This is a genomic window from Extensimonas soli (genome assembly GCF_029211265.1).
Classification (GTDB): Bacteria; Pseudomonadota; Gammaproteobacteria; order Burkholderiales; family Burkholderiaceae_C; genus Extensimonas; species Extensimonas soli.
Window position 1 is genome coordinate 50,559 of sequence record NZ_JARGEL010000010.1, and the last position, 19,725, is coordinate 70,283.

Consider the following 19,725-nt stretch of genomic DNA (forward strand, 5'->3'; position numbering starts at 1 on the left):
AGGTATTCATGAACCTGTCCCTTCTCAAAGAACTTTTTGCCAGCTTCGTGCGCTCGCGCGGCCTGGGGCGGCACTTTCGGCGCCTGGTCATGCTCGACAGCGTTGCTGGCACCACCGTGAGCCGCGAGGTGCCGCCCGCGCTGGCGCAGACCTTGATCGTTGCAGCGCAAAGCGAAGCCGATGCGCTGCTGCAGCAGCTCGACAGCCACCCCGAGGGCCTGACCGATGCGCAGGTCGAGCAACTGCGCGAGCGCGTCGGCCCCAACGTGATCGAGCAGGACAAGCCCGTGCCCTGGTGGCTGCACCTGTGGCGCTGCTACAAGACGCCGTTCGACCTGCTGCTGACGCTGCTCGCGGTGATCTCCTACCTCACCGAGGACATGAAGGCGACCATCGTGATCGGCTCCATGGTCGTGCTCTCGGTGGCGATCCGCTTCTGGCAGGAGCGCAAGTCCCACATCGCCGCCGACCAGCTCAAGGCCATGGTCAGCAACACCGCGACGGCGATGCGGCGCTCGTTTGGGCAGGATGTGGTCAACACGGCGGCGACGTATTTCGATGTGCAGCTGCACGTCAAGCCGCCGCGGCGCGAAGAGGTGCCCATGGCCGATCTCGTGCCCGGCGACATCGTGCTGCTCTCGGCAGGCGACATGATTCCGGGCGACTGCCGCATCCTTTCGGCCAAGGACTTGTTCGTGAGCCAGGCGGCCATGACGGGCGAATCACTGCCGGTGGAAAAGTTCGCCACCTTGCGCAGCACCGACGTCAGCAATCCGCTCGAACTCGAAAACATCGTGTTCATGGGCACCAACGTGGTCTCGGGCTCGGCCACGGCGGTGGTGGTGCACACGGGCGGGCGCACCTACTTCGGTGCGCTGGCCCAGCGCGTGACGGCAACCAGCCAGGCGCCCACGCAGTTCCAGGCGGGCGTGAACAAGGTGGCCTGGCTGCTGATCCGCTTCATGTTCGTGATGTCGCCGCTGGTGCTGCTGATCAACGGCTTCACCAAGGGCAACTGGACCGAGGCGTTTTTGTTCGCCATGTCCATCGCCGTGGGGCTGACGCCCGAAATGCTGCCGATGATCGTCACCTCCACGCTGGCCAAGGGCGCGGTGCTCCTGTCGCGCCAGAAGGTGATCGTGAAACGCCTCGACGCGATCCAGAACTTCGGCGCCATGGACGTGCTGTGCACCGACAAGACCGGTACGCTCACGCAGGACAAAATCTTTCTCGCGCGCCACATCGACGTGTGGGGCGAAGAATCCGACGACGTGTTGGAGATGGCCTACCTCAACAGCTACTACCAGACCGGCCTGAAAAACCTGCTCGACGTGGCGGTGCTCGAACACACCGAAGTGCACAAGCAGCTCAACCCCGCGGCCAACTACCGCAAGATCGATGAAATACCGTTCGACTTCCAGCGCCGGCGCATGTCGGTCGTGGTGTCCGAGCGCGAAGACCACCACCTCTTGATCTGCAAGGGCGCGGTCGAGGAAGTCCTCTCCATATGCCAGCGCGTGCGCCACGGTGAGCAGGACGAGCCGCTCACGCCCGAGCTGCTGGAGCGCGTGCGCGCCGTGACGGCCGACCTCAACGAAGACGGCCTGCGCGTGGTCGCCGTGGCCTGCAAAGAAGCGCCCACGGGGCAGGAGTCCTACGGCGTGGCCGACGAGCGCAGTCTCACGCTGCTCGGTTACGTCGCCTTTCTCGATCCGCCCAAGGAATCGACCGCACCCGCACTGCAGGCGCTGGCCGCGCATGGCGTCAAGGTCAAGGTGCTCACGGGCGACAACGACCTGGTCACGGCCAAGATCTGCCGCGAAGTCGGGCTTGCGGCGGGCGCCATCGTGCTTGGCGCGGCCATCGAAGGCATGGACGACGCGGAACTCGCGCGCGTGGTCGAGGCGCACGATGTGTTCGCCAAGCTCACGCCGGCGCACAAAGACCGCATCGTGCGCCAGCTCAAGCGCAACGGCCACGTGGTCGGCTTCATGGGCGACGGCATCAACGATGCCCCGGCGCTGCGCAGCGCGGACATCGGCATTTCGGTCGATACGGCGGTCGATATCGCCAAAGAGGCTGCCGACATCATCCTGCTCGAAAAAAGCCTGCTGGTGCTCGAAGAGGGCGTGGTCGAGGGGCGCAAGACCTTCGCCAACATGCTCAAATACATCAAGATGACGGCGAGCTCGAACTTCGGCAACGTGTTTTCGGTGCTCGTGGCCAGTGCCTTCATTCCCTTCCTGCCCATGCTGCCCATGCACCTGCTGGTGCAAAATCTGTTGTACGACTTTTCGCAGACGGCGATTCCGTTCGACAACGTCGATGAAGAGCTGGTCAAGGACCCGCAGCGCTGGAATCCGGCCGACATCGGCCGCTTCATGCTGTTCTTCGGGCCGGTGAGCTCGGTGTTCGACATCGTGACCTATCTGGTCATGTGGTTTGTCTTTGGTGCCAACTCGGCCGAGCACCAGACACTGTTCCAGTCCGGCTGGTTCGTCGAAGGGCTCATGACGCAGACCCTGGTGGTGCACATGATCCGCACACGCAAGATCCCGTTCCTGCAAAGCCGCCCGTCGCCCTTGTTGCTCGCCACCACGGTGGCGATCATGGCGCTGGGGATTTTTCTGCCCATGGGGCCGCTTGCACACTACTTCAAGCTGCAGCCGCTGCCGCTCGCGTACTTTCCGATGCTCGCCTTGGTTTTGCTAGGCTACATGCTGCTGACCCAGGCCATGAAGCGCTTTTACGCGCGGCGCTTCGGCTGGCAGTGACACCAACAAGGCACCAACAAGGGATACGCACCAGCATGCAGGCCGTGGACAACATCAATCTCGTGTCAGCCCTGGACACGGCCGTGAGCCTGGTCGCGGCCTTCGTGCTGGGCGGACTTATCGGTCTGGAGCGCCAGTACCGCCAGCGCACGGCAGGCCTGCGCACGAACGTGCTCGTGGCGGTGGGGGCGGCGATCTTCGTGGACCTGGCCAACCGGCTCGGCGGGCACGACGGCGCGGTGCGCGTGATCGCCTACGTCGTTTCGGGCATAGGCTTTCTGGGTGCGGGCGTGATCATGCGCGAGGAGGGTAATGTGCGCGGACTGAATACCGCGGCCACCTTGTGGGGCTCGGCCGCGGTGGGCGCGTGCTCGGGATCCGACATGATCGTGGAAGCGACGCTGGGCGCGCTGTGCGTGCTCGCGGCCAATACCCTGCTGCGCCCGGTGGTCAACCGCATCGAACGCCAGCCGCTTGATACCACGGCGGTGGAGGCCACGCACACGGTGTTCGTCATCGCCCCCAAAGTGCGCCAACGCGAGGCCCTGGACCGGCTCGAAGAAGCGCTCGAAGCCGCGGAATACCCGACGCGGGACCTGAACGTGCACGCCTTCGGAGCCGACGCGGTGGAGATCGAAGCCGTGCTCTCGGCCAGCTCGGTCGATGGCGAACACCTGGACGCCCTCATCGACCGGCTCGCGGCGCTCGATTGCATCACGCAGGCCTTCTGGAGTCCGTCGACGACGGAGTGAAGGCGAAGCAAAACGAGACGAAGGCTTTTCGGCCCGCCGTGTGGGCTTTTACCCGTAGGGAATTTTTGCCTTTCCCCGTTCTCCTTATCATGCGCCGCTGGCTGTGGCACGTCCAAAAAACACAACATCGCGTAGCTGGGCTGCTTATTGAACCCGCCTTGCGTCGCCCCTATGTGCGGCGCAGTCGCCCTCTTGCATTGACGAGGAAAATCCATGAAACGCATTGTTCTGTTCCTGCTGACCAACCTCGCCGTGGTGGTCGTGCTGGGCGTGGTCGCCAGCTTGCTCGGCGTGAACCGCTACCTCACGGCCCAAGGGATGAACTTTGGCGCCCTGCTGGGCTACGCCTTCGTGATCGGCTTTGGCGGCGCGATCATCTCGCTGCTCATGAGCAAACCCATGGCCAAGTGGAGCGCGGGCGTGCAGGTGATCGCGCAGCCGGGCAACACCGCGGAAGCCTGGTTGCTCGAGACCGTGCGCCAGCTGGCCGACAAGGCGGGCATCGCGATGCCCGAGGTGGGCATCTTCGAGGGCGACCCGAACGCCTTTGCTACGGGCGCGTTCAAGAATTCGGCGCTCGTGGCCGTCTCCACGGGCCTGCTCGAAAACATGACGCACGAAGAGATCGAGGCCGTGCTGGGCCACGAGATCGCGCACGTCGCCAACGGCGACATGGTCACCATGACGTTGATCCAGGGCGTGATGAACACCTTCGTGGTGTTTCTCTCGCGCGCCATAGGCTACGTGGTTGACAGCTTTTTGCGCCGCAATGACGAGCGCGACAGCGGGCCGGGCATAGGCTACATGGTCACCACCATCGTGCTCGACATCGTGCTGGGCTTTCTGGCCGCGATCATCGTCGCCTGGTTCAGCCGCCAGCGCGAGTTCCGCGCCGACGCCGGCTCGGCGCAGCTCTTGGGCCGGCGCCAGCCCATGATCAACGCGCTCGCACGCCTGGGCGGCCTGCACCCGGCCGAGCTGCCCAAGAACATGGCAGCGTTCGGCATCGCGGGCGGCATAGGGCAGCTTTTCAGCACGCACCCGCCGATCGAGGAACGCATCGCGGCGCTGCAGTCGGCGGGAGGCTGAAGCCCGCTGCAGGCTGCGGTCTGACCTGGCTCAGCCTCAGCCTCAGCCTCAGCCGTAGGCCATGTCCAGCCGTTGGGCGCGCTCGGGCGTAGGCGCGGGCATGCCGAGCAGGTGGCAGCCCAGCGCTTCGGCCACGCGGATGCCATCGACGCCGGCGGACAGAATGCCGCCCGCGTACCCGGCGCCTTCGCCGGCGGGGTACAGGCCGCGCACGTTCAGGCTCTGGCAGTCGGCGCCGCGCGTGATGCGCAGCGGCGCCGAGGTGCGCGTTTCCACCCCGGTCATGAGCGCGTCGCTGCGGTCGTAGCCGCGGATTTGCTGCCCCAGCGCGGGCAGGGCCTCGCGCAGGGCGTCCACGGCATAGCGGGGCAACACCGTGGACAGGTCGCACAGGGTCACGCCGGGCTGGTACGAGGGCTGCACGGCGCCCAGGGCGGTCGATGGCCGTGCCGCCACAAAATCGCCCACGAGCTGGGCCGGCGCCAGATAGCCACCACCCCCGGCGCGGTAGGCGGCGCTTTCCAACTGGCGCTGCAGCACCACGCCGGCCAGCGGGTGCACGGCGGACTGGCCCGCCAGCGCCGCGGCCTCGCGGGCGTAGTGGACGCCGGCTTCAGCGCCGAAGGCTGCGGCCCAGGCGGCCGGGTCGGCGTGCGGGAAGTCCTCCGGCCCTATGCCCACCACCAGCCCCGCGTTGGCATTGCGTTCGGCGCGCGAATACTGGCTCATGCCGTTCGTCACGACGCGCTCGGGCTCGCTGGTGGCGGCCACCACCGTGCCGCCCGGGCACATGCAAAAGCTGTACACCGTGCGGCCATTGCGCGCGTGGTGCACCAGTTTGTAGGCCGCCGCGCCCAGCAGCGGGTTGCCCGCATGGCGCCCCCAGCGCGCGTGGTCGATCAGGCTTTGCGGGTGTTCGATGCGCACGCCGATGGAAAAAGGCTTGGGCTCCAGAAACACGCCGCGCTGGTGCAGCTGCGCAAAAGTGTCGCGCGCGCTGTGGCCCAGTGCGAACACCACGCGGCGGGCGTGCAGCACGTAGTCTTGTCCGCGCTCCAGGTCGTGCACTTGCAGGCCGCGCAGCTGGCGCGGGCCGTGCGCGGGCGCGTCCGGCTCGATCAGCACGTCCGCCACCCGCTGCGCGAAACGCACCTCGCCACCCAACGCCGTGATGCGCGCGCGCAGCGCCTGCACCACCTTGACGAGTTTGAAGGTGCCTATGTGCGGGTGCGCTTCGTAGAGGATTTCAGGCGGCGCACCGGCCTCGACGAAGGCCTGCATGACGCGACGGCCCAGGTGGCGCGGGTCCTTGATCTGGCTGTAGAGCTTACCGTCCGAGAACAGGCCGGCGCCGCCCTCGCCAAACTGCACGTTGGATTCGGCCTTGAGCACGCCGCGCCGCCACAGGCCCCAGGTGTCCTGGGTGCGCTCGCGCACCGGGCGCCCGCGCTCGAGCACCAGCGGGCGCAGGCCCATCTCGGCAAGCGTCAGCGCGGCAAAGATGCCGCAGGGCCCGAAGCCCACCACCACGGGCCGGTCGCCCTCGGCCGGGGCCCAGTCCAGCGGCGCGGTTGCGGGCGCACGCCACACCATGTCCGGCGTGGGCTGCACGTGCGGGTTGGCCGCGTGCCGCGCGAGCACGGCGGTTTCCTGCGCGGGGTCGGTGAGCGCGACATCGACGATATACACCGCACGCAGCGCCGCGCCACGCGCATCGAAGCTGCGTTTGTGCACGCGCAGCTCGGCAAGCGCGGCGTCGGGCAGGCCCAGGGTCTGGCACACGAGGCCGCGCAATGCGGCGATGGGGTGCGGCGGCGGTGCCCGGTCGGCGGCGGTTTCGGCCGGCGCGTCGGTGGCACGGCGCGCCGCGGTGCGCTCCTCTATGGAGAGCGCTTCCAGCGGGAGTTTGAGCTCGGAGAGGCGGATCATGCAACAAGGCCCGTGGCGATCGGGCAAGGATGGAAGCCGGATTGTCCATGAGGCGGCGCTGCGCGCCTGCGTGGGTGCTGGCGGACCGTCACCAAACCGGGTGGCGACTCAAGCCAAACCGGCAAAGTGTGAGCGCGGCAGCATCCAGCGGCCGGGCTGGCCGGGAAGCTCGATGAAGCCGAAGTGCTGGTAGAACGCACCAGCCTTGGGTGATTTGGCATCGACGACGATGGCAGCCATCGCGAGTGCTTCACTGGCGGCAGCAACTCGCTTGCAAGCATCTACAAGAAGGATTGAGCCGAGTCCCTGTCCTTGAGACTGCCGGGACACGGCCAAGCGACCGAGCAAGGCCACCGGCACCGGGTAGCGAGGCAGTTTTTTGCGCCATTTCTCGGGCAATGTGTCCGCTGCGATGCTGGCGGCGCTGAGCGTGTAAAAACCGGCAAGCACCTGGGGCTGTTCGGCCGGACTGACCACAAAAACCCGCGCAACGCCCCGCTTGATATCCTGGCTGGCATAGCGCTGCAGGTATTCATCGAGCGCTTTCTCACCACAATCAAAGCCAGCTGTTTGCGCGTCCCGGTCGAGTGCGCGAATGAGATAGGCCACTTATTGCACGTGCTTGGCGTGACGTGCGAACGCGCGCTGCAATGCGGGGTTGACTTGGGGTGGCGTATCCAACGCATCCAGGAATGCCGCAAAATCATCCTGAGACAGGGTGATGGCTTCGTGCGTCTGAACGACCGACTGAGCATGCTCCACGGCATTCCTCAGCACGAACTCGGACACGCTCATATGGGCATAGGCAGCGGCTTTGTCGAGCAAGCGGCGTGTCTCCTGATCGCAGCGGATGTGCAGCCGGGTGTCTTTGGCAAGGGTTGTCATGGCGAGCTCCTGATCGATACGGGTTTGATTGTGCGCCAATTGTGCGCACATAGTCAAGTCGAGCTCGGCCAACAAAAAGCACCGCCCCGGCTATGGGCGGGTGATGACGGTGCGATTTTGTGCAATCGTCGCAGATGCGACACGCTGCGCCATCCGGGGCATCATCCGGGCAAAAATCCTTCGACCGACAGATAGCGCTCGCCCGTGTCGTAGCAAAAGCCCAGCACCTTGGCGCCTGCGGGCAACTCGGGCAGTTTTTGCGCGATGGCTGCGAGCGTGGCGCCCGAGGAGATGCCCACGAGCATGCCCTCTTCGCGCGCGGCGCGGCGGGCGTATTCGCGTGCGGGCTCGGCGTCGATCTGGATCACGCCGTCGAGCAAGGATGTGTCGAGGTTCCTGGGCACGAAGCCAGCGCCTATGCCCTGGATGGGATGCGGCGCCGGTGCGCCGCCCGAGATCACAGGCGAAGCCGAGGGCTCGACGGCGAACACCTTGAGGTTTGGGAACTGGGCCTTGAGCACGCGCGCCACGCCCGTGAGGTGCCCGCCCGTGCCTACGCCGGTGATGAGCGCGTCCAGCCCGTCGGGAAAGTCGGCCAGAATCTCCTGCGCCGTGGTTTGCATGTGGACGGCCACGTTGGCCGGGTTCTCGAACTGCTGCGGCATCCAGGCGCCGGGGGTGCTGGCCACGAGTTCCTGGGCGCGCTCGATGGCGCCCTTCATGCCTTTTTCGCGCGGCGTGAGGTCGAAGCGTGCGCCATAGGCCAGCATCAGGCGGCGCCGCTCTATGCTCATGCTCTCGGGCATCACGAGGATGAGCTGGTAGCCCTTGACCGCGGCCACGAGCGCGAGGCCTATGCCGGTGTTGCCCGAGGTCGGCTCGATGATGGTGCCGCCGGGGCGCAGCAGGCCCGTGCGCTCGGCCTCTTCGACCATGGCGAGCGCAATGCGGTCCTTGATCGAGCCGCCGGGGTTGCTGCGCTCAGACTTGATCCACACCTGGGCGCCCGGGCCGAACAGCCGCTGGATGCGCACGTGGGGCGTGTGGCCTATGGTTTGCAGGATGTTGTCGACTTTCATGGCGCCTCCGGGAAAAGCGGGAAATGGTGGAAAAAGGGGAAAAGCCATTGTGAAGCAGCCGATGCGTCGTTGGCGCGATATGGATATGCGCGCAGGGGATAAGCGGCACTTGATATGAATCAATCTGCGCTGATGCCCGCGCACGGCGATCGCGGTGACAATGGAGGCCCAACGCGCTACAGGCCAGAACCATGAACTTGCTGCACCACAACATCATTTTGCTGACCATCAGCTGCGGGCTGCTTTTGACCGGCTTTTCCGGCCGCAAATACCGCTGGGGGCCGGCGGTGATGCTGGTGGGTATCGTTGGCCTGCTGTTCATGATCGCCTACAACATTTATGGGCTGCTTTATCGGCCCTGATGGGGGATAATCCACCCCGTGAAGCATGCTAGACCGCCGCTGGTGCAAGCTGGGAAACCAGGCACTGGAGGAAGGTCCGGACTGCACAGGACGGCGTAGCAGCTAACGGCTGTCCACCGTGAGGTGAGGATCAGAGCAACAGAGACGAGTCTGGGTGCGCAGCACCCAGGGTGAAACGGGCAATCTCTACGCGCAGCAATACCAAGTAGGCCAGTCTGAAGCCCTCGCGGCTTCGCCCTGTGGTTCCGCAGGGAGCGCTGGCGGGTAGGTAGCACCGAGCCGTGGTGGCGACACCCGGCCCAGATTAATGGCGGTCAGCTTCGGGCGACCGAAGCCACAGAATCCGGCCTATCGGCGTGCTTCACTTTTTCTCTGGACTTACGCAAACAAGGATGCAGCAAAGTGCTTTGCCATTGGGGCGTGCGCCTTGCCTGACCCCGATTTGCGTAAGTCGTGTTTCTTTTCCCCATATCAGTCATTCCCCGGCTGCATGGCCTCGATGCGCTCCACGTGCGCGAGCAGCGAGCGCTGCGCCATGGGCCAGAGCTGCTCGGGCACGTCGTCGTAGGCGATGCGCACCCAGTCTTCGAGGCTGCCGTCGGGGTGGGCCTGCATCGCGACGAGCACTTTGGCCTCGCGCGCGAGGCGGTGCGCCTTGAGGTGCGCGATCGCCTGGCGCGCAAAGCCGAGCACGTGGCCGTGCGCGGGCAGGATGAATTCCGCGCCTTGCTGTGCGCACAGCGCGTCGAGCTTGTCGAGCGCGTCGAGGTAGTCCGTCATGTTCCCGTCAGGCGGGTTGATGATGGTGGTGCTGCCGTTGAGGATGTGGTCGCCGCTGAACAGCAAGGCGTCTTCGCGCAGCAGCAGGCACAGGTGGTTGGCCGCGTGGCCGGGCGTGTGTATCACCTGCAGGGTATGAGTGATTTTGCCCTCTGGCCCTTGTCCCTCCAGCGTGAGCAGCTCATTGTCCTGTAGCGCTCTGTCGGGTGTGAAGGCCCAGGCAGCGAGTGCCGTGGGGGCCGATGGCAGACCCAGCACGGGTGGCCGGGGGCGGCCGTACTGCGCGACCAGCGTTGCCAGCGGCGCGGCGCCCGGCGAATGGTCGGGGTGCGAGTGCGTGCACACGATCATGCGGATGTCGCCGCCCGCGGCGCGCCAGAGTTTTTCGAGGTGCTCGTGGTCGGCCGGGCCGGGGTCGATGGCGAAGTAGCCCGTGGCCGGGTCGCCCACGAGGTAGCTGTTGGTGCCGGGGCCGGTCATCACGCCGGGGTTGGGGGCCGTGAGGCGTTGCAGGTTCTTCAATAGCGGCACGGGCTGCTCGCTCTGCCAGTCGAGCGTGTGGTGCATCTGCCCGTCGGGGCAGACCAGGGCCAGCTCGCCGTAGGGCATCTCGTCTTCCATGTAGTGCGCGGGCTTGCCGGCGAGCATGCCGCCGCGCGGGCAGCTGGTCCACAGCGGCTGCTCGCTCGCGCAGGCGCGCAGCACGGCATCGATGCTGTCGAAACGCGCAAGGCGCTGCAGCGTGCGAATGGTCGGGTAGATCATGAAGAACTGCCCGGCCTCGTGGCGCGCGAGCGCATCGGCGGGGCGCACCCAGACGGGCTCGAACTGCTCGGCCTCGTCGGCCACGGGTGTTTGCCCGGGCGGCATGCGCGCGACCAGAAAAGCCACGTCGAAGCGCTTGGGCATGTCGCGGTCGGTGATCCAGCGCGCGAGCGTATAGACGCCCTCGGCCGCGAGACGCAGGCCACGCGCCTGGCACTGCGCGAAGAACGGCGCATGCCGGTCCAGCGCTGCAAGGTCGGCCTCGCCCGCCATGCGACCGTCGGCGTGGCGCGCGAGCAGCACGCCCAGCTCTTCGTAGCTCTCGCGGATCGCGGCGATGGCCTGCGTGAGCTGCGCGTCGCCTTGCGTCGCGCGGCGGTCGGCGAGCGCATGCGCCTGCGCGTCTTCGGCGTCTATGCTGCCGCCGGGGAAAACGTAGGCACCGGGCACGAAGCTGGCCTTGGCCGAGCGGCGCGTCATCAGCACTTCGAACTGGTTTTTGCCGTCAGGGCTGGGCGCGTCGCGCAGCAGCAGGACGGTGGCGGCAGGGCGCGGCGTGACGAGCTCGCGCTGGGGGTGCAGGTATTGGCTGGGGCGTGGCATGCGCTGCATTATGGAGACTCGCGCGGAGCTTGTCTAACGACCGTTCGGTTTGCCCCGGGCGCGAAGATTGGCTTTGGCAAAACGGCCCGACGGCCCGGCGGCCGGTGAGCCGCGATAATCCGCGCCATGCTGATCCGCTTTACCAAGATGCAAGGCGCGGGTAACGACTTCGTCGTGCTCGACGAGACGCAGGGGCGCCTGAACCTCTCGCCCGCGCACTACCGTTTGCTGGCCGATCGCCACTTCGGCGTGGGCGCCGACCAGATCCTGAGCGTGCGGCCCGCCACCACGCCCGAGGTCGATTTCGAATACGTGATCCACAACGCCGACGGCGGCGAGGTGCAGCAATGCGGCAACGGCGCGCGCTGCTTCGCGCGCTACGTGCGCGAGCGCGGCTTGACGCACAAAGACCGCATCCGCGTGCAAACCCGCGCCGGCGTGATCACGCTGCAGCTCACGCCCGATGGCGAGGTGACGGTCAACATGGGCTGCCCGGTGTTCGAGCCAGCGCGCGTGCCCTTCGACACGCGCGGCCTGCAGCCCGTGCCCCAGGGGTCAGGGCAAAAATGGCCGCTAACCATTGATGGACAAGCGCAGGATGCTCCTGTTTTCGTTAGCGTCGTGTCCATGGGCAACCCGCATGCGGTGCTGCTCGTCGAAGACGTGGACGCGGCCCCGGTCGCGCAGCTCGGGGCTCGGATCGAAAGCCACCCGCGTTTTCCCGAGCGCGTGAATGTGGGCTTTCTGCAGGTCGTGGCGCGCGACCATGTGCGCCTGCGCGTGTACGAGCGCGGTGTGGGCGAGACGCTCGCGTGCGGCACGGGCGCGTGCGCCGCCGTGGCCGTGGGCGTGCGCCTGGGTTTGCTAGCAGCCTGTCGGACTTTAGGCGTCGAAAGCGAGAATGGGCCCCAGCGAGGCCAGTTTTTGCCGGATTCGCCGCCCCATAGCGGGACTATGGGGCCAGAAGACGGTAAAAAATGGGCCGCTGCGGCGCATGCGCAGCCGACGGTTCCAAAGTCCGACAGGCTGCCAGACCACGCGGTGCAGGTGGACATGCGCGGCGGGCGCCTGCGCATCGCCTGGGGCGGGCGCGACGCCGACCCCGTTTTCATGACCGGCCCGGCGACCACCGTGTACGAGGGCCAGATACAACTCCCCGACGTCCTATGACCACTCCTACGCCACCGACCACCCCGCCTATCGCCCAGCCGATTGCCCCGATCACCGAGGACGACATCGCCGAATTTCTCATCCAGACGCCGGGCTTTTTCGAGCGCCACGCCGAGGTGCTCGCGAGCGTGCAGCTCACCAGCCCGCACGGTGGGCGCGCCGTGAGCCTGCAGGAGCGCCAGGCCGAGCTGCTGCGCGAAAAAATCAAGGGCCTGGAGCTGCGCACCATGGACATGGTGCGCCACAGCAGCGAAAACGCCGCCATCGCGCACAAGGTGCACCAATGGGGCTTGGCGCTGCTGCAGACGGTCGACGCGCACGACCTGCCCCAGGCCGTGGTCGATGGCCTGCGCACCTTGTTCGACGTGCCGCAGGTGGCGCTGCGCGTGTGGGACGTGGCCGCGCCTTACGCGCAAGCGCCGTTCGCGCAGGGCGCAAGCGCCGACGTGCAGGCCTTTGCAAGCTCGCTGACCATGCCGTTTTGCGGCCCCAACCTGGGCTTCGAGGCCACGGCCTGGCTGCCCGACGCGGCGCAGGTGGCGTCGGTCGCGCTGCTGCCGCTGCGCGCCGGCGCCCTGGAAAGCGCCACGCCGGCGCTGGGCCTGTTGGTGCTGGGCTCGCCCGATGCGCAGCGCTTTCAGGCCACCATGGGCACGGAATTCCTCACGCGCATCGCCGAACTCGCGAGCGCGGCGCTCTTGCGCCTGCGTTGAGCACCGCGGAACGCCGCGCCGGGCCGTAACCGCTTTCCTTTCTTTCGCCACCATCGTGTCCGCACCCGCTTCGACCGCGCCTGTCGCAATTGCGACCACGCCTGCAGCCCCATCGCCGACGGAATCTGGCGCACCCGGCGCGTGCATAGAGCCTGCGGAGCCCGCAGTGCAGCGCTACCTCGACTATGTGCGCTACGAAAAACGCCTGGCCGCGCGCACCTGCACGCTGTATGCGCTGGACCTCGACAAGCTCGCGCGCTGTGCGGCCGACGCGGGTGTGCCGCTGCTGGAACTGCAAAGCGCGCACATCCGCCGCAGCGTCGCGCAGATGCACGCCGCGGGGCGCAGCGGGCGCGGCATCGCGCTGATCCTGTCGGGCTGGCGCAGCTTTTTCCGCTGGGCCGCGCGCCAGGGCCTGGTGCCGCACAACCCCGTGCAGGGCGTGCGTGCGCCGCGCGTGCCGCGGCCCTTGCCCAAGGCGCTGGGCGTCGATGAGGCCGTGCTGCTGGCCGATTTCGCACCGCCCGCGGCCGACCCCTGGCTCGAAGCGCGCGACGCCGCGATGGTCGAGCTGCTCTACGGCAGCGGCCTGCGCGTGGGCGAGCTCGCGGGGCTCGACGTGGCGCCCAGCCCCGCGGCCGAGCGGCAGGGCCGCGGCTGGATCGACCTGCAAGCCGGCGAAGTGCACGTGCTGGGCAAGGGCGGCAAGCGCCGCAGCGTGCCCATGGGCGCTGCGGCGCAGCAGGCGCTGCAAGCCTGGCTTGCGCTGCGCGCCTTGCCATTTGCGCGTGGCGCAGTGGATGCCGCACTGTTCCTCGGGCGGCGCGGCAAACGCCTCACGACGCAATCGATCTGGGCGCGCGTGCGCCAGCGCAGCCAGCAGGCGGGCCTGCGCAGTCCCGTGCACCCGCACATGCTGCGCCACTCGTTTGCCAGTCACGTGCTGCAGTCCAGCGGCGACCTGCGCGCCGTGCAGGAGCTGCTGGGCCACGCGAGCATCGCGAGCACGCAGGTCTATACGCGGCTCGACTTTCAGCACCTCGCCAAGGTCTACGACGCCGCGCACCCGCGCGCGCGGCGCAAGCCATAGTTCCGCTTCGGCGCCCCACGCGCCATCCTCACCATGAAAACCATCCGCCTGCACCCCGGCAAAGAGCGCTCGCTGCTGCGCCGCCACCCCTGGATCTTCGAGTCGGCCATCGCGCGCGGCGGTGGCGACAGCGACGAGACGGTGCGCGTGGTCTCGCACGAGGGGCAGTTTCTCGCCTGGGCGGCGTTCAGCCCGCACTCGCGCATCCGCGCCCGCGTGTGGAGCTTCGACGAGGCGCAGCGCATAGATGCTTCGTTTTTCGAAGCTGCATGTGATCGTTCCGTCAGGGCAAGAGCCCGATTTGGCATTGAAAGTGACGGACTGCGCCTGGTGCATGGCGAGTCCGACGGGCTGCCCGGCCTGGTCGTGGATCGTTACGCGGACACGCTGGTCGCGCAGTTCACGAGCGCCGGCGCCGAGCGCCACAAGCAGACGCTGGCCGACGCGCTGCTGTGCGCCACGGGTCTGCACAAGCTCTACGAGCGCTCCGACGCGAGCGCGCGCAAGCTCGAAGGTCTGCTGCCCGCAACGGGCTGGCTGCGCGGCGGCCCGGCCAGCGCCGAGGCGCCTGCGCCGCCGCTTGAGCTGCGCATCCACGAGCACGCCTGGCAGTTCGCGGTGCACATCGCCGAAGGGCACAAGACGGGGTTTTACCTCGACCAGCGCGACAACCGCCGGCGCTTTGCCGACTACGCCGAGCGCCTGCGTTTTGCGCGCGTGCTCAACTGCTATTGCTACACCGGCGGCTTCACCGTGGCCGCGCTCGCGGGCCTGCGCGCTGCGGGCGTGCAGGGCGCGCAGGTCTGGTCCATCGATTCGTCGGCCCCGGCGCTGGCGCGGGCACGCGCGCACGTAGAGCTCAACGGCTTGGACGCGAGCCAGGGGCACTTCCTCGACGCCGACGTGAACGCCGCGCTGCGCCAGTTCTTGCAGCAGGGCGAGCGCTTCGACGCCATCGTGCTCGACCCGCCCAAGCTCGCGCCCACCATCGCCCACGCCGAGCGTGCCGCCCGCGCCTACAAGGACATCAACCGCCTTGCACTGCAATTGCTTGCGCCGGGCGGGGTGCTGTTCACCTTTTCGTGCTCGGGCGGCATCAGCGCCGACCTGTTCCACAAGATCGTCGCCTCGGCCGGTGCCGACGCGGGTGTCGATGCCTACATCCTCGAACGCCTGGGTGGTGCGCCCGACCACCCGATGACGCTGGCCTTCCCCGAGGGCGAGTACCTCAAGGGGCTGGTGGTGATGCGCAAGGCTTGAGCACGTGCCGGATTCCGCCACTACACTTGCCGCTTTCGGACGCAGGCACGGTGGCGCGTGTCGCGCCCCTGGTTTTTTGGAGAAAGCAAGCCCATGTCCCTCATTCCCGCGACCATCCTGACCGGCTTTCTGGGGTCGGGCAAAACCACCTTGCTCAAGCGCCTGCTCACCGAGGCCCATGGCCAGAAAATCGCCGTGATCGAAAACGAGTTCGGCGAGGAAAACATCGACAACGACATCCTCGTGACCCAGTCCGAAGAGCAGATCGTGCAGATGAGCAACGGCTGCATCTGCTGCACCATCCGGGAAGACCTGCGCGCCTCGCTGCAGCTGCTGGCCGCCAAGAAGCGCAAGGGCCTGCTCGACTTCGACCGCATCGTGATCGAGACCACGGGCCTGGCCGACCCCGGCCCCGTGGCGCAAACCTTTTTCATGGACGACGAGATCGCCCAGAGCTACCTGCTCGACTCGATCATCACGCTCGTCGATGCCAAGCACGCGCAGCAGCAGCTCGACGATCGCCAGGAGGCGCGGCGCCAGGTGGGCTTTGCCGATCAAATCTTTCTTTCCAAGACCGACCTCGTGAGCGCCGAAGACACCGAGGCGCTGATCCACCGGATCAAGCACATGAACCCGCGCGCGCCGATCAAGGCAGTGCACTTCGGGCAGGTGCCGATCAACGAGGTGCTGGACCTGCGCGGCTTCAACCTGAGCGCCAAGCTCGACATAGACCCCGACTTCCTCAAGGAAGAGGCTGACGCACACGGGCACCACGACCATGGCCACGAGCACGAGCACGAGCACGAGCACGGCGCGCATTGCGATCACCCCTCGCACCGGCATGGCGGGCGCCACCACCACCATGACGACGACGTCAAGAGCTTCGTCTATCGTGCCGAGCGGCCGTTCGACCCGGCCAAGCTGGAGGATTTTCTCGGCGCCGTCGTCAACATCTACGGCCCGCGCATGCTGCGCTACAAAGGGGTGCTGCACATGCTGGGCACGGACCGCAAGGTGATCTTTCAGGGCGTGCACCAGCTCATGGGCAGCGACCTGGGGCCGCAGTGGGCGCCGGGCGAGCCGCGCACCAGCAAGATGGTGTTCATAGGCATAGACTTGCCGCAAGACATCTTGCGCCAGGGGCTGGAGCAAAGCCTGGCGTGAAATGCGTGTGTTGCGTGGGGGTGTTTCATTCTTGCCATGGGCATGCCCACAATGCGCGCGCCTCTATACAATCGCGCCCCGTTGAATGCAAGCCCGCATGCAATCTGACTGTCTGGCAGCCCCATGGGTCGGCCCGGCTCGCTCCACCCACCGACAGCAAGGAGACAGGAGTCCATTTTCCCAGCGCTGACTTTCCAAAAGTCCTGCAGTGTCCGGGGGGTTCTTGGCCGCGGCCTTTTGCCCCTGCGCCACCCGTCACAATGAGCTCCCAAACCGCATCCACCGCTGTCTTTGCCAGTTTTACGACCATGCCCAGTACCGCATCCGTGCAGCCCAAACCCGTTCCCGTGAAGAAAAACCCCAAGCTTGCCGACCATTGGAAAACCAAGCCGGCCGAGGAACTCACCGACGCTGAAGTGCTCGCCATGCCCGACAGCGAATACATGAACGAGAAGCAGCGGGCATTCTTCCGCCACAAGCTTTTGCAGCTGCAGCAGGAAATCCTGCAGAGCGCGGGCCAGACCACCGAGCACCTGCGTGAAGACACGGTGGTGGTGCCCGACCCTGCAGACCGCGCCACCATCGAGGAAGAGCACGCGCTCGAGCTGCGCACGCGCGACCGCGAGCGCAAGCTGCTCAAGAAGATCGACCAGTCGCTCGCCCGCATCGATTCGGGCGACTACGGTTACTGCGATGAAACCGGCGAACCCATAGGCGTGGCCCGCTTGCTCGCGCGCCCCACGGCCACCTTGTCGCTCGAGGCGCAGCAGCGCCGCGAGCTCAAGCAAAAGCTGTTCGGCGACTGAGCACGCCTTCTGACAATGCAGCGCGCAACCCCGGTGCAGCCAGAATCATGAGCAAGGGAGAATCCTCTCGCGGGGGCCTGCTCTCCAAGGTGGTGCGCTTCGTGCGCAACCCGACCGTGGAGTGGTCTGCGCTCGACACGCTGGAAACCGAGCGCGAGAGCCAGTTCAGCAAGGAGGCGCTCAAGGAGTTGATGGAGCGCAAGCGGCGCAATGACTTCGTGCGGCGCCGCGAGTTCGCGCAGCTGCGCCAGTTGCGCCAGCGCGGCGTGCAGCAGGCACAGCGCAGTGACGAGCCCGCAGCGGATCCCTCCTATTTGAGCGAGCTGAACTCGCCTGGTGAGCGCGCCGCCACACTGCAAAAGATCGATGAGATCGAAGCGCAGATGTCGCAGCAGTGGTGGAAAGGCGCGCCCCGTCCGCTGCGATCCAGCCAGGCGATGGAGGCCACCGGCTGGCGGGCCTCGCAGCCGCCGGGCGACACGACGGTGCGTGCCTTTGCGCCCACCGAGGCAATCAGTCTGCCCCCGGTGCCTGTGGAATCAGCCGCGGTTGCTGGCCCGCCCGCCGTAGTGCCACTGTCCCCCGATGAAACTGGCGCGACGCTGCCGCAGGCAGCAGCTGCGCTGCCGGCGGCACAAACCGCGTTGGATGGCACCATCACCCACCCACCCACAGTGCCAGCGCCACGGCCTGTCGTGGTGGAACCGGAGAAATTCGTGCATGCCCCTGAATTGGAAGAGGCGGCGATCCGCTTCGCCCAAGCGGACTTTGCCGGCGCAGAAAAAGCGCTGCAGGAAGCGCTGGCGCAAAGCCAGCAGGCCGAGCCCGCGGTACAGGAGGAGTTCTGGTTGGCCTTGTTCGACCTGTACCGCGCGACCGGGCAGGCGGACCTCTTCGACGCGCTGGCGATCGACTTCGCGGCCCGCTTCGGGCGCTCCGCACCGCTGTGGGTCTCCTTGCCCGAGCAACTGGGCCAGTCAGATATGGCAGGTGCCGCCAGTGCCGCTGCGCGCCGCAGCTTTGGCTGGAGTGCCCCGCACTCGCTCAGTGCCGCGTCGCTGGTGGCGCTGCGTGCGGCGCTCGAACGCGCGCAACCACCCTGGACGCTGAATTGGGCGCGCCTGGCTTCGATCGAGCCCGAGGCGGTGCCGCAGCTTACGGCGCTGTTCAACCACTGGGCCGAAGACCGCTCGGTGCAGCTGGTGTTTGCGCACGCGCAGGCGCTGCAGGCATTGCTGGTCGAAAAAACGCCTTCGGGTGAGCGCAGCACGCCGGCGGACTGGTGGCTGCTGCGCATGGCCTGCTTGCGGCTCATGGGGCGCGTGGACGAATTCGAGCTCGTGGCGCTCGACTATTGCGTCACCTATGAAGTCTCGCCGCCCGCATGGGAGCCGCCGCGTTGCAGTTGTGTCGATGGTGAGGAGCCAGCTGCAGCGCATGAGATGGCCCAGCAACCTGCCTCCCTGTTTGCGCCCAGCGCGCTTGCCGACGGGCTTGGCGCTCCATCGCTTTCGGTGCCCCTGGATGCTGGCCCGGTGGCCAGTTTGAGCGGCCAGATCGAGGGCGACTGCAGTGCGCTGCTGCCGTCGCTGGAGGCGCACCTGCGCCCTGGCGAGCCCCTGGTGATCGATTGCGAGCACCTGATCCGCACGGACTTTGCGGCCGCCGGCACGCTGCTCAACTGGGCCGCCGAGCAGCAGGCCAAGGGCCAGCAGCTGCAGTTCGACAAGCTGCACCGGCTGGTGGCCATCCTGTTCAACGTGCTCGGCATCAACGAACACGCCTGGGTGGTGGTGCGCAAGAAGTGAGGCTCTGAGGGCTTTCTCCTGCCGAGATAGCCTCCCCGTGGCTTGCACAGGAGCGCGTTGCCCCCATCTGAATCACTTATGCAAGCCTCGACCGAATTCCCCACCTTCCACGGCACCACCATCTTGTGCGTGCGCCGCCAAACCGCCGATGGCGTGCAGGTTGCCCTGGGCGGCGACGGCCAGGTCACGCTGGGCAACATCGTCGTCAAGGGCACGGCGCGCAAGGTGCGCAAGCTCCACCACGGCAAGGTGCTGGCGGGCTTTGCCGGGGCCACGGCCGATGCCTTCACGCTGTTCGAGCGCTTTGAGGCCAAGCTCGACAAGCACCAGGGCCACCTGGTGCGCGCCGCGATCGAGCTCACCAAGGACTGGCGCACCGACCGCGTGCTGCGCCGCCTCGAAGCCATGCTGGCCGTGGCCGACCGCGAGGCCTCGCTGATCATCACGGGCAATGGCGACGTGCTCGAGCCCGAGCATGGCATCGTCGCCATAGGCTCGGGCGGCGCCTACGCGCAGTCTGCGGCCAAGGCGCTGCTAGACCACACCGACCTGCCCGCGCACGAGGTCGTGAAAAAATCGCTGGAGATCGCCGGCGAGCTGTGCATCTACACCAACATGCACCACACCATAGAGACGCTGTGAATCTGGCAGTCTGCGGAATGCCTCTGTTTTGATAGCTGCTTGCGCTTGATACAT

At 66.8% G+C, this 19,725-nt stretch carries 17 protein-coding genes and 1 other RNA gene; 13 read left to right on the forward strand and 5 right to left on the reverse strand.

Annotation, left to right across the window (positions count from 1 at the left end; genetic code table 11):
- The first annotated feature begins 8 nt into the window (after positions 1 to 8).
- From mgtA to htpX, 3 genes are all read left to right on the forward strand, one after another.
- A complete protein-coding gene (gene mgtA, locus PYV55_RS02830) occupies positions 9 to 2,774 on the forward strand; it encodes a magnesium-translocating P-type ATPase (RefSeq protein WP_275849060.1) in 2,766 nt (921 codons plus the stop codon).
- A gap of 35 nt (positions 2,775 to 2,809) precedes the next feature.
- A complete protein-coding gene (locus PYV55_RS02835; RefSeq protein WP_275849062.1) occupies positions 2,810 to 3,526 on the forward strand; it encodes an MgtC/SapB family protein in 717 nt (238 codons plus the stop codon).
- A gap of 213 nt (positions 3,527 to 3,739) precedes the next feature.
- Complete coding sequence (htpX, locus tag PYV55_RS02840; RefSeq protein WP_275849064.1) at positions 3,740 to 4,615, forward strand: protease HtpX; 876 nt, start codon at positions 3,740 to 3,742, stop codon at positions 4,613 to 4,615.
- 48 nt (positions 4,616 to 4,663) lie between these two features.
- On the opposite strand, the gene PYV55_RS02845 is transcribed toward htpX, so the two are convergent.
- The 4 genes from PYV55_RS02845 to cysK all read right to left on the reverse strand — a co-directional run bounded on the left by PYV55_RS02845 (position 4,664) and on the right by cysK (position 8,508).
- On the reverse strand, positions 4,664 to 6,544 hold the full coding sequence (locus tag PYV55_RS02845) for an NAD(P)/FAD-dependent oxidoreductase (RefSeq protein ID WP_275849066.1): 1,881 nt from the start codon (positions 6,542 to 6,544) through the stop codon (positions 4,664 to 4,666).
- A gap of 108 nt (positions 6,545 to 6,652) precedes the next feature.
- Positions 6,653 to 7,153, reverse strand: a complete 501-nt coding sequence (locus PYV55_RS02850; RefSeq protein ID WP_275849068.1) for a GNAT family N-acetyltransferase — start codon at positions 7,151 to 7,153, stop codon at positions 6,653 to 6,655.
- Positions 7,154 to 7,429, reverse strand: a complete 276-nt coding sequence (locus tag PYV55_RS02855) for a type II toxin-antitoxin system TacA family antitoxin (RefSeq protein WP_275849069.1) — start codon at positions 7,427 to 7,429, stop codon at positions 7,154 to 7,156. It lies immediately after the preceding gene.
- Positions 7,430 to 7,590: 161 nt separating this feature from the next.
- Entirely contained in the window at positions 7,591 to 8,508 is a 918-nt protein-coding gene (gene cysK / locus PYV55_RS02860) for a cysteine synthase A (protein ID WP_275849072.1), read from the reverse strand.
- Between the two features lie 191 nt (positions 8,509 to 8,699).
- Between cysK and PYV55_RS02865 the strand changes: the two genes are divergently transcribed.
- A complete protein-coding gene (locus tag PYV55_RS02865) occupies positions 8,700 to 8,870 on the forward strand; it encodes a hypothetical protein (protein WP_275849074.1) in 171 nt (56 codons plus the stop codon).
- 20 nt (positions 8,871 to 8,890) lie between these two features.
- Positions 8,891 to 9,237, forward strand: an RNA gene (gene rnpB, locus PYV55_RS02870) — RNase P RNA component class A.
- 104 nt (positions 9,238 to 9,341) lie between these two features.
- Here the strand turns inward: rnpB and PYV55_RS02875 are convergent.
- A complete protein-coding gene (locus PYV55_RS02875) occupies positions 9,342 to 11,018 on the reverse strand; it encodes an MBL fold metallo-hydrolase (protein WP_275849075.1) in 1,677 nt (558 codons plus the stop codon).
- Positions 11,019 to 11,144: 126 nt separating this feature from the next.
- Between PYV55_RS02875 and dapF the strand changes: the two genes are divergently transcribed.
- The 8 genes from dapF (at position 11,145) to hslV (ending at position 19,671) form a co-directional block, all read left to right on the forward strand.
- Positions 11,145 to 12,188 carry a diaminopimelate epimerase gene (dapF, locus tag PYV55_RS02880; protein ID WP_275849077.1) on the forward strand — a complete coding sequence of 348 codons (1,044 nt, stop codon included), beginning with the start codon at positions 11,145 to 11,147 and terminating at the stop codon, positions 12,186 to 12,188.
- On the forward strand, positions 12,185 to 12,901 hold the full coding sequence (locus PYV55_RS02885) for a DUF484 family protein (RefSeq protein WP_275849080.1): 717 nt from the start codon (positions 12,185 to 12,187) through the stop codon (positions 12,899 to 12,901). The genes dapF and PYV55_RS02885 overlap by 4 nt, the downstream gene beginning before the upstream one ends.
- Positions 12,902 to 13,046: 145 nt before the next feature.
- Positions 13,047 to 13,991, forward strand: coding sequence for a tyrosine recombinase XerC (locus PYV55_RS02890; RefSeq protein WP_275849163.1), 945 nt, complete (start codon positions 13,047 to 13,049; stop codon positions 13,989 to 13,991).
- A 33-nt stretch (positions 13,992 to 14,024) separates the two neighbouring features.
- The gene (locus PYV55_RS02895) at positions 14,025 to 15,251 is read left to right on the forward strand and encodes a class I SAM-dependent rRNA methyltransferase (protein WP_275849082.1); all 1,227 of its coding nucleotides are present in this window, start codon (positions 14,025 to 14,027) and stop codon (positions 15,249 to 15,251) included.
- 93 nt (positions 15,252 to 15,344) lie between these two features.
- Positions 15,345 to 16,415 (forward strand): CobW family GTP-binding protein, encoded by a 1,071-nt coding sequence (locus PYV55_RS02900; protein ID WP_275849084.1) that lies wholly within the window; start codon positions 15,345 to 15,347, stop codon positions 16,413 to 16,415.
- Positions 16,416 to 16,618: 203 nt separating this feature from the next.
- Complete coding sequence (dksA, locus tag PYV55_RS02905; RefSeq protein ID WP_407066756.1) at positions 16,619 to 17,221, forward strand: RNA polymerase-binding protein DksA; 603 nt, start codon at positions 16,619 to 16,621, stop codon at positions 17,219 to 17,221.
- Positions 17,222 to 18,663: 1,442 nt separating this feature from the next.
- Complete coding sequence (locus PYV55_RS16305) at positions 18,664 to 19,029, forward strand: STAS domain-containing protein (protein ID WP_407066757.1); 366 nt, start codon at positions 18,664 to 18,666, stop codon at positions 19,027 to 19,029.
- A gap of 78 nt (positions 19,030 to 19,107) precedes the next feature.
- Positions 19,108 to 19,671, forward strand: a complete 564-nt coding sequence (gene hslV / locus PYV55_RS02915; RefSeq protein ID WP_275849090.1) for an ATP-dependent protease subunit HslV — start codon at positions 19,108 to 19,110, stop codon at positions 19,669 to 19,671.
- The last annotated feature ends 54 nt before the right edge of the window (positions 19,672 to 19,725 follow it).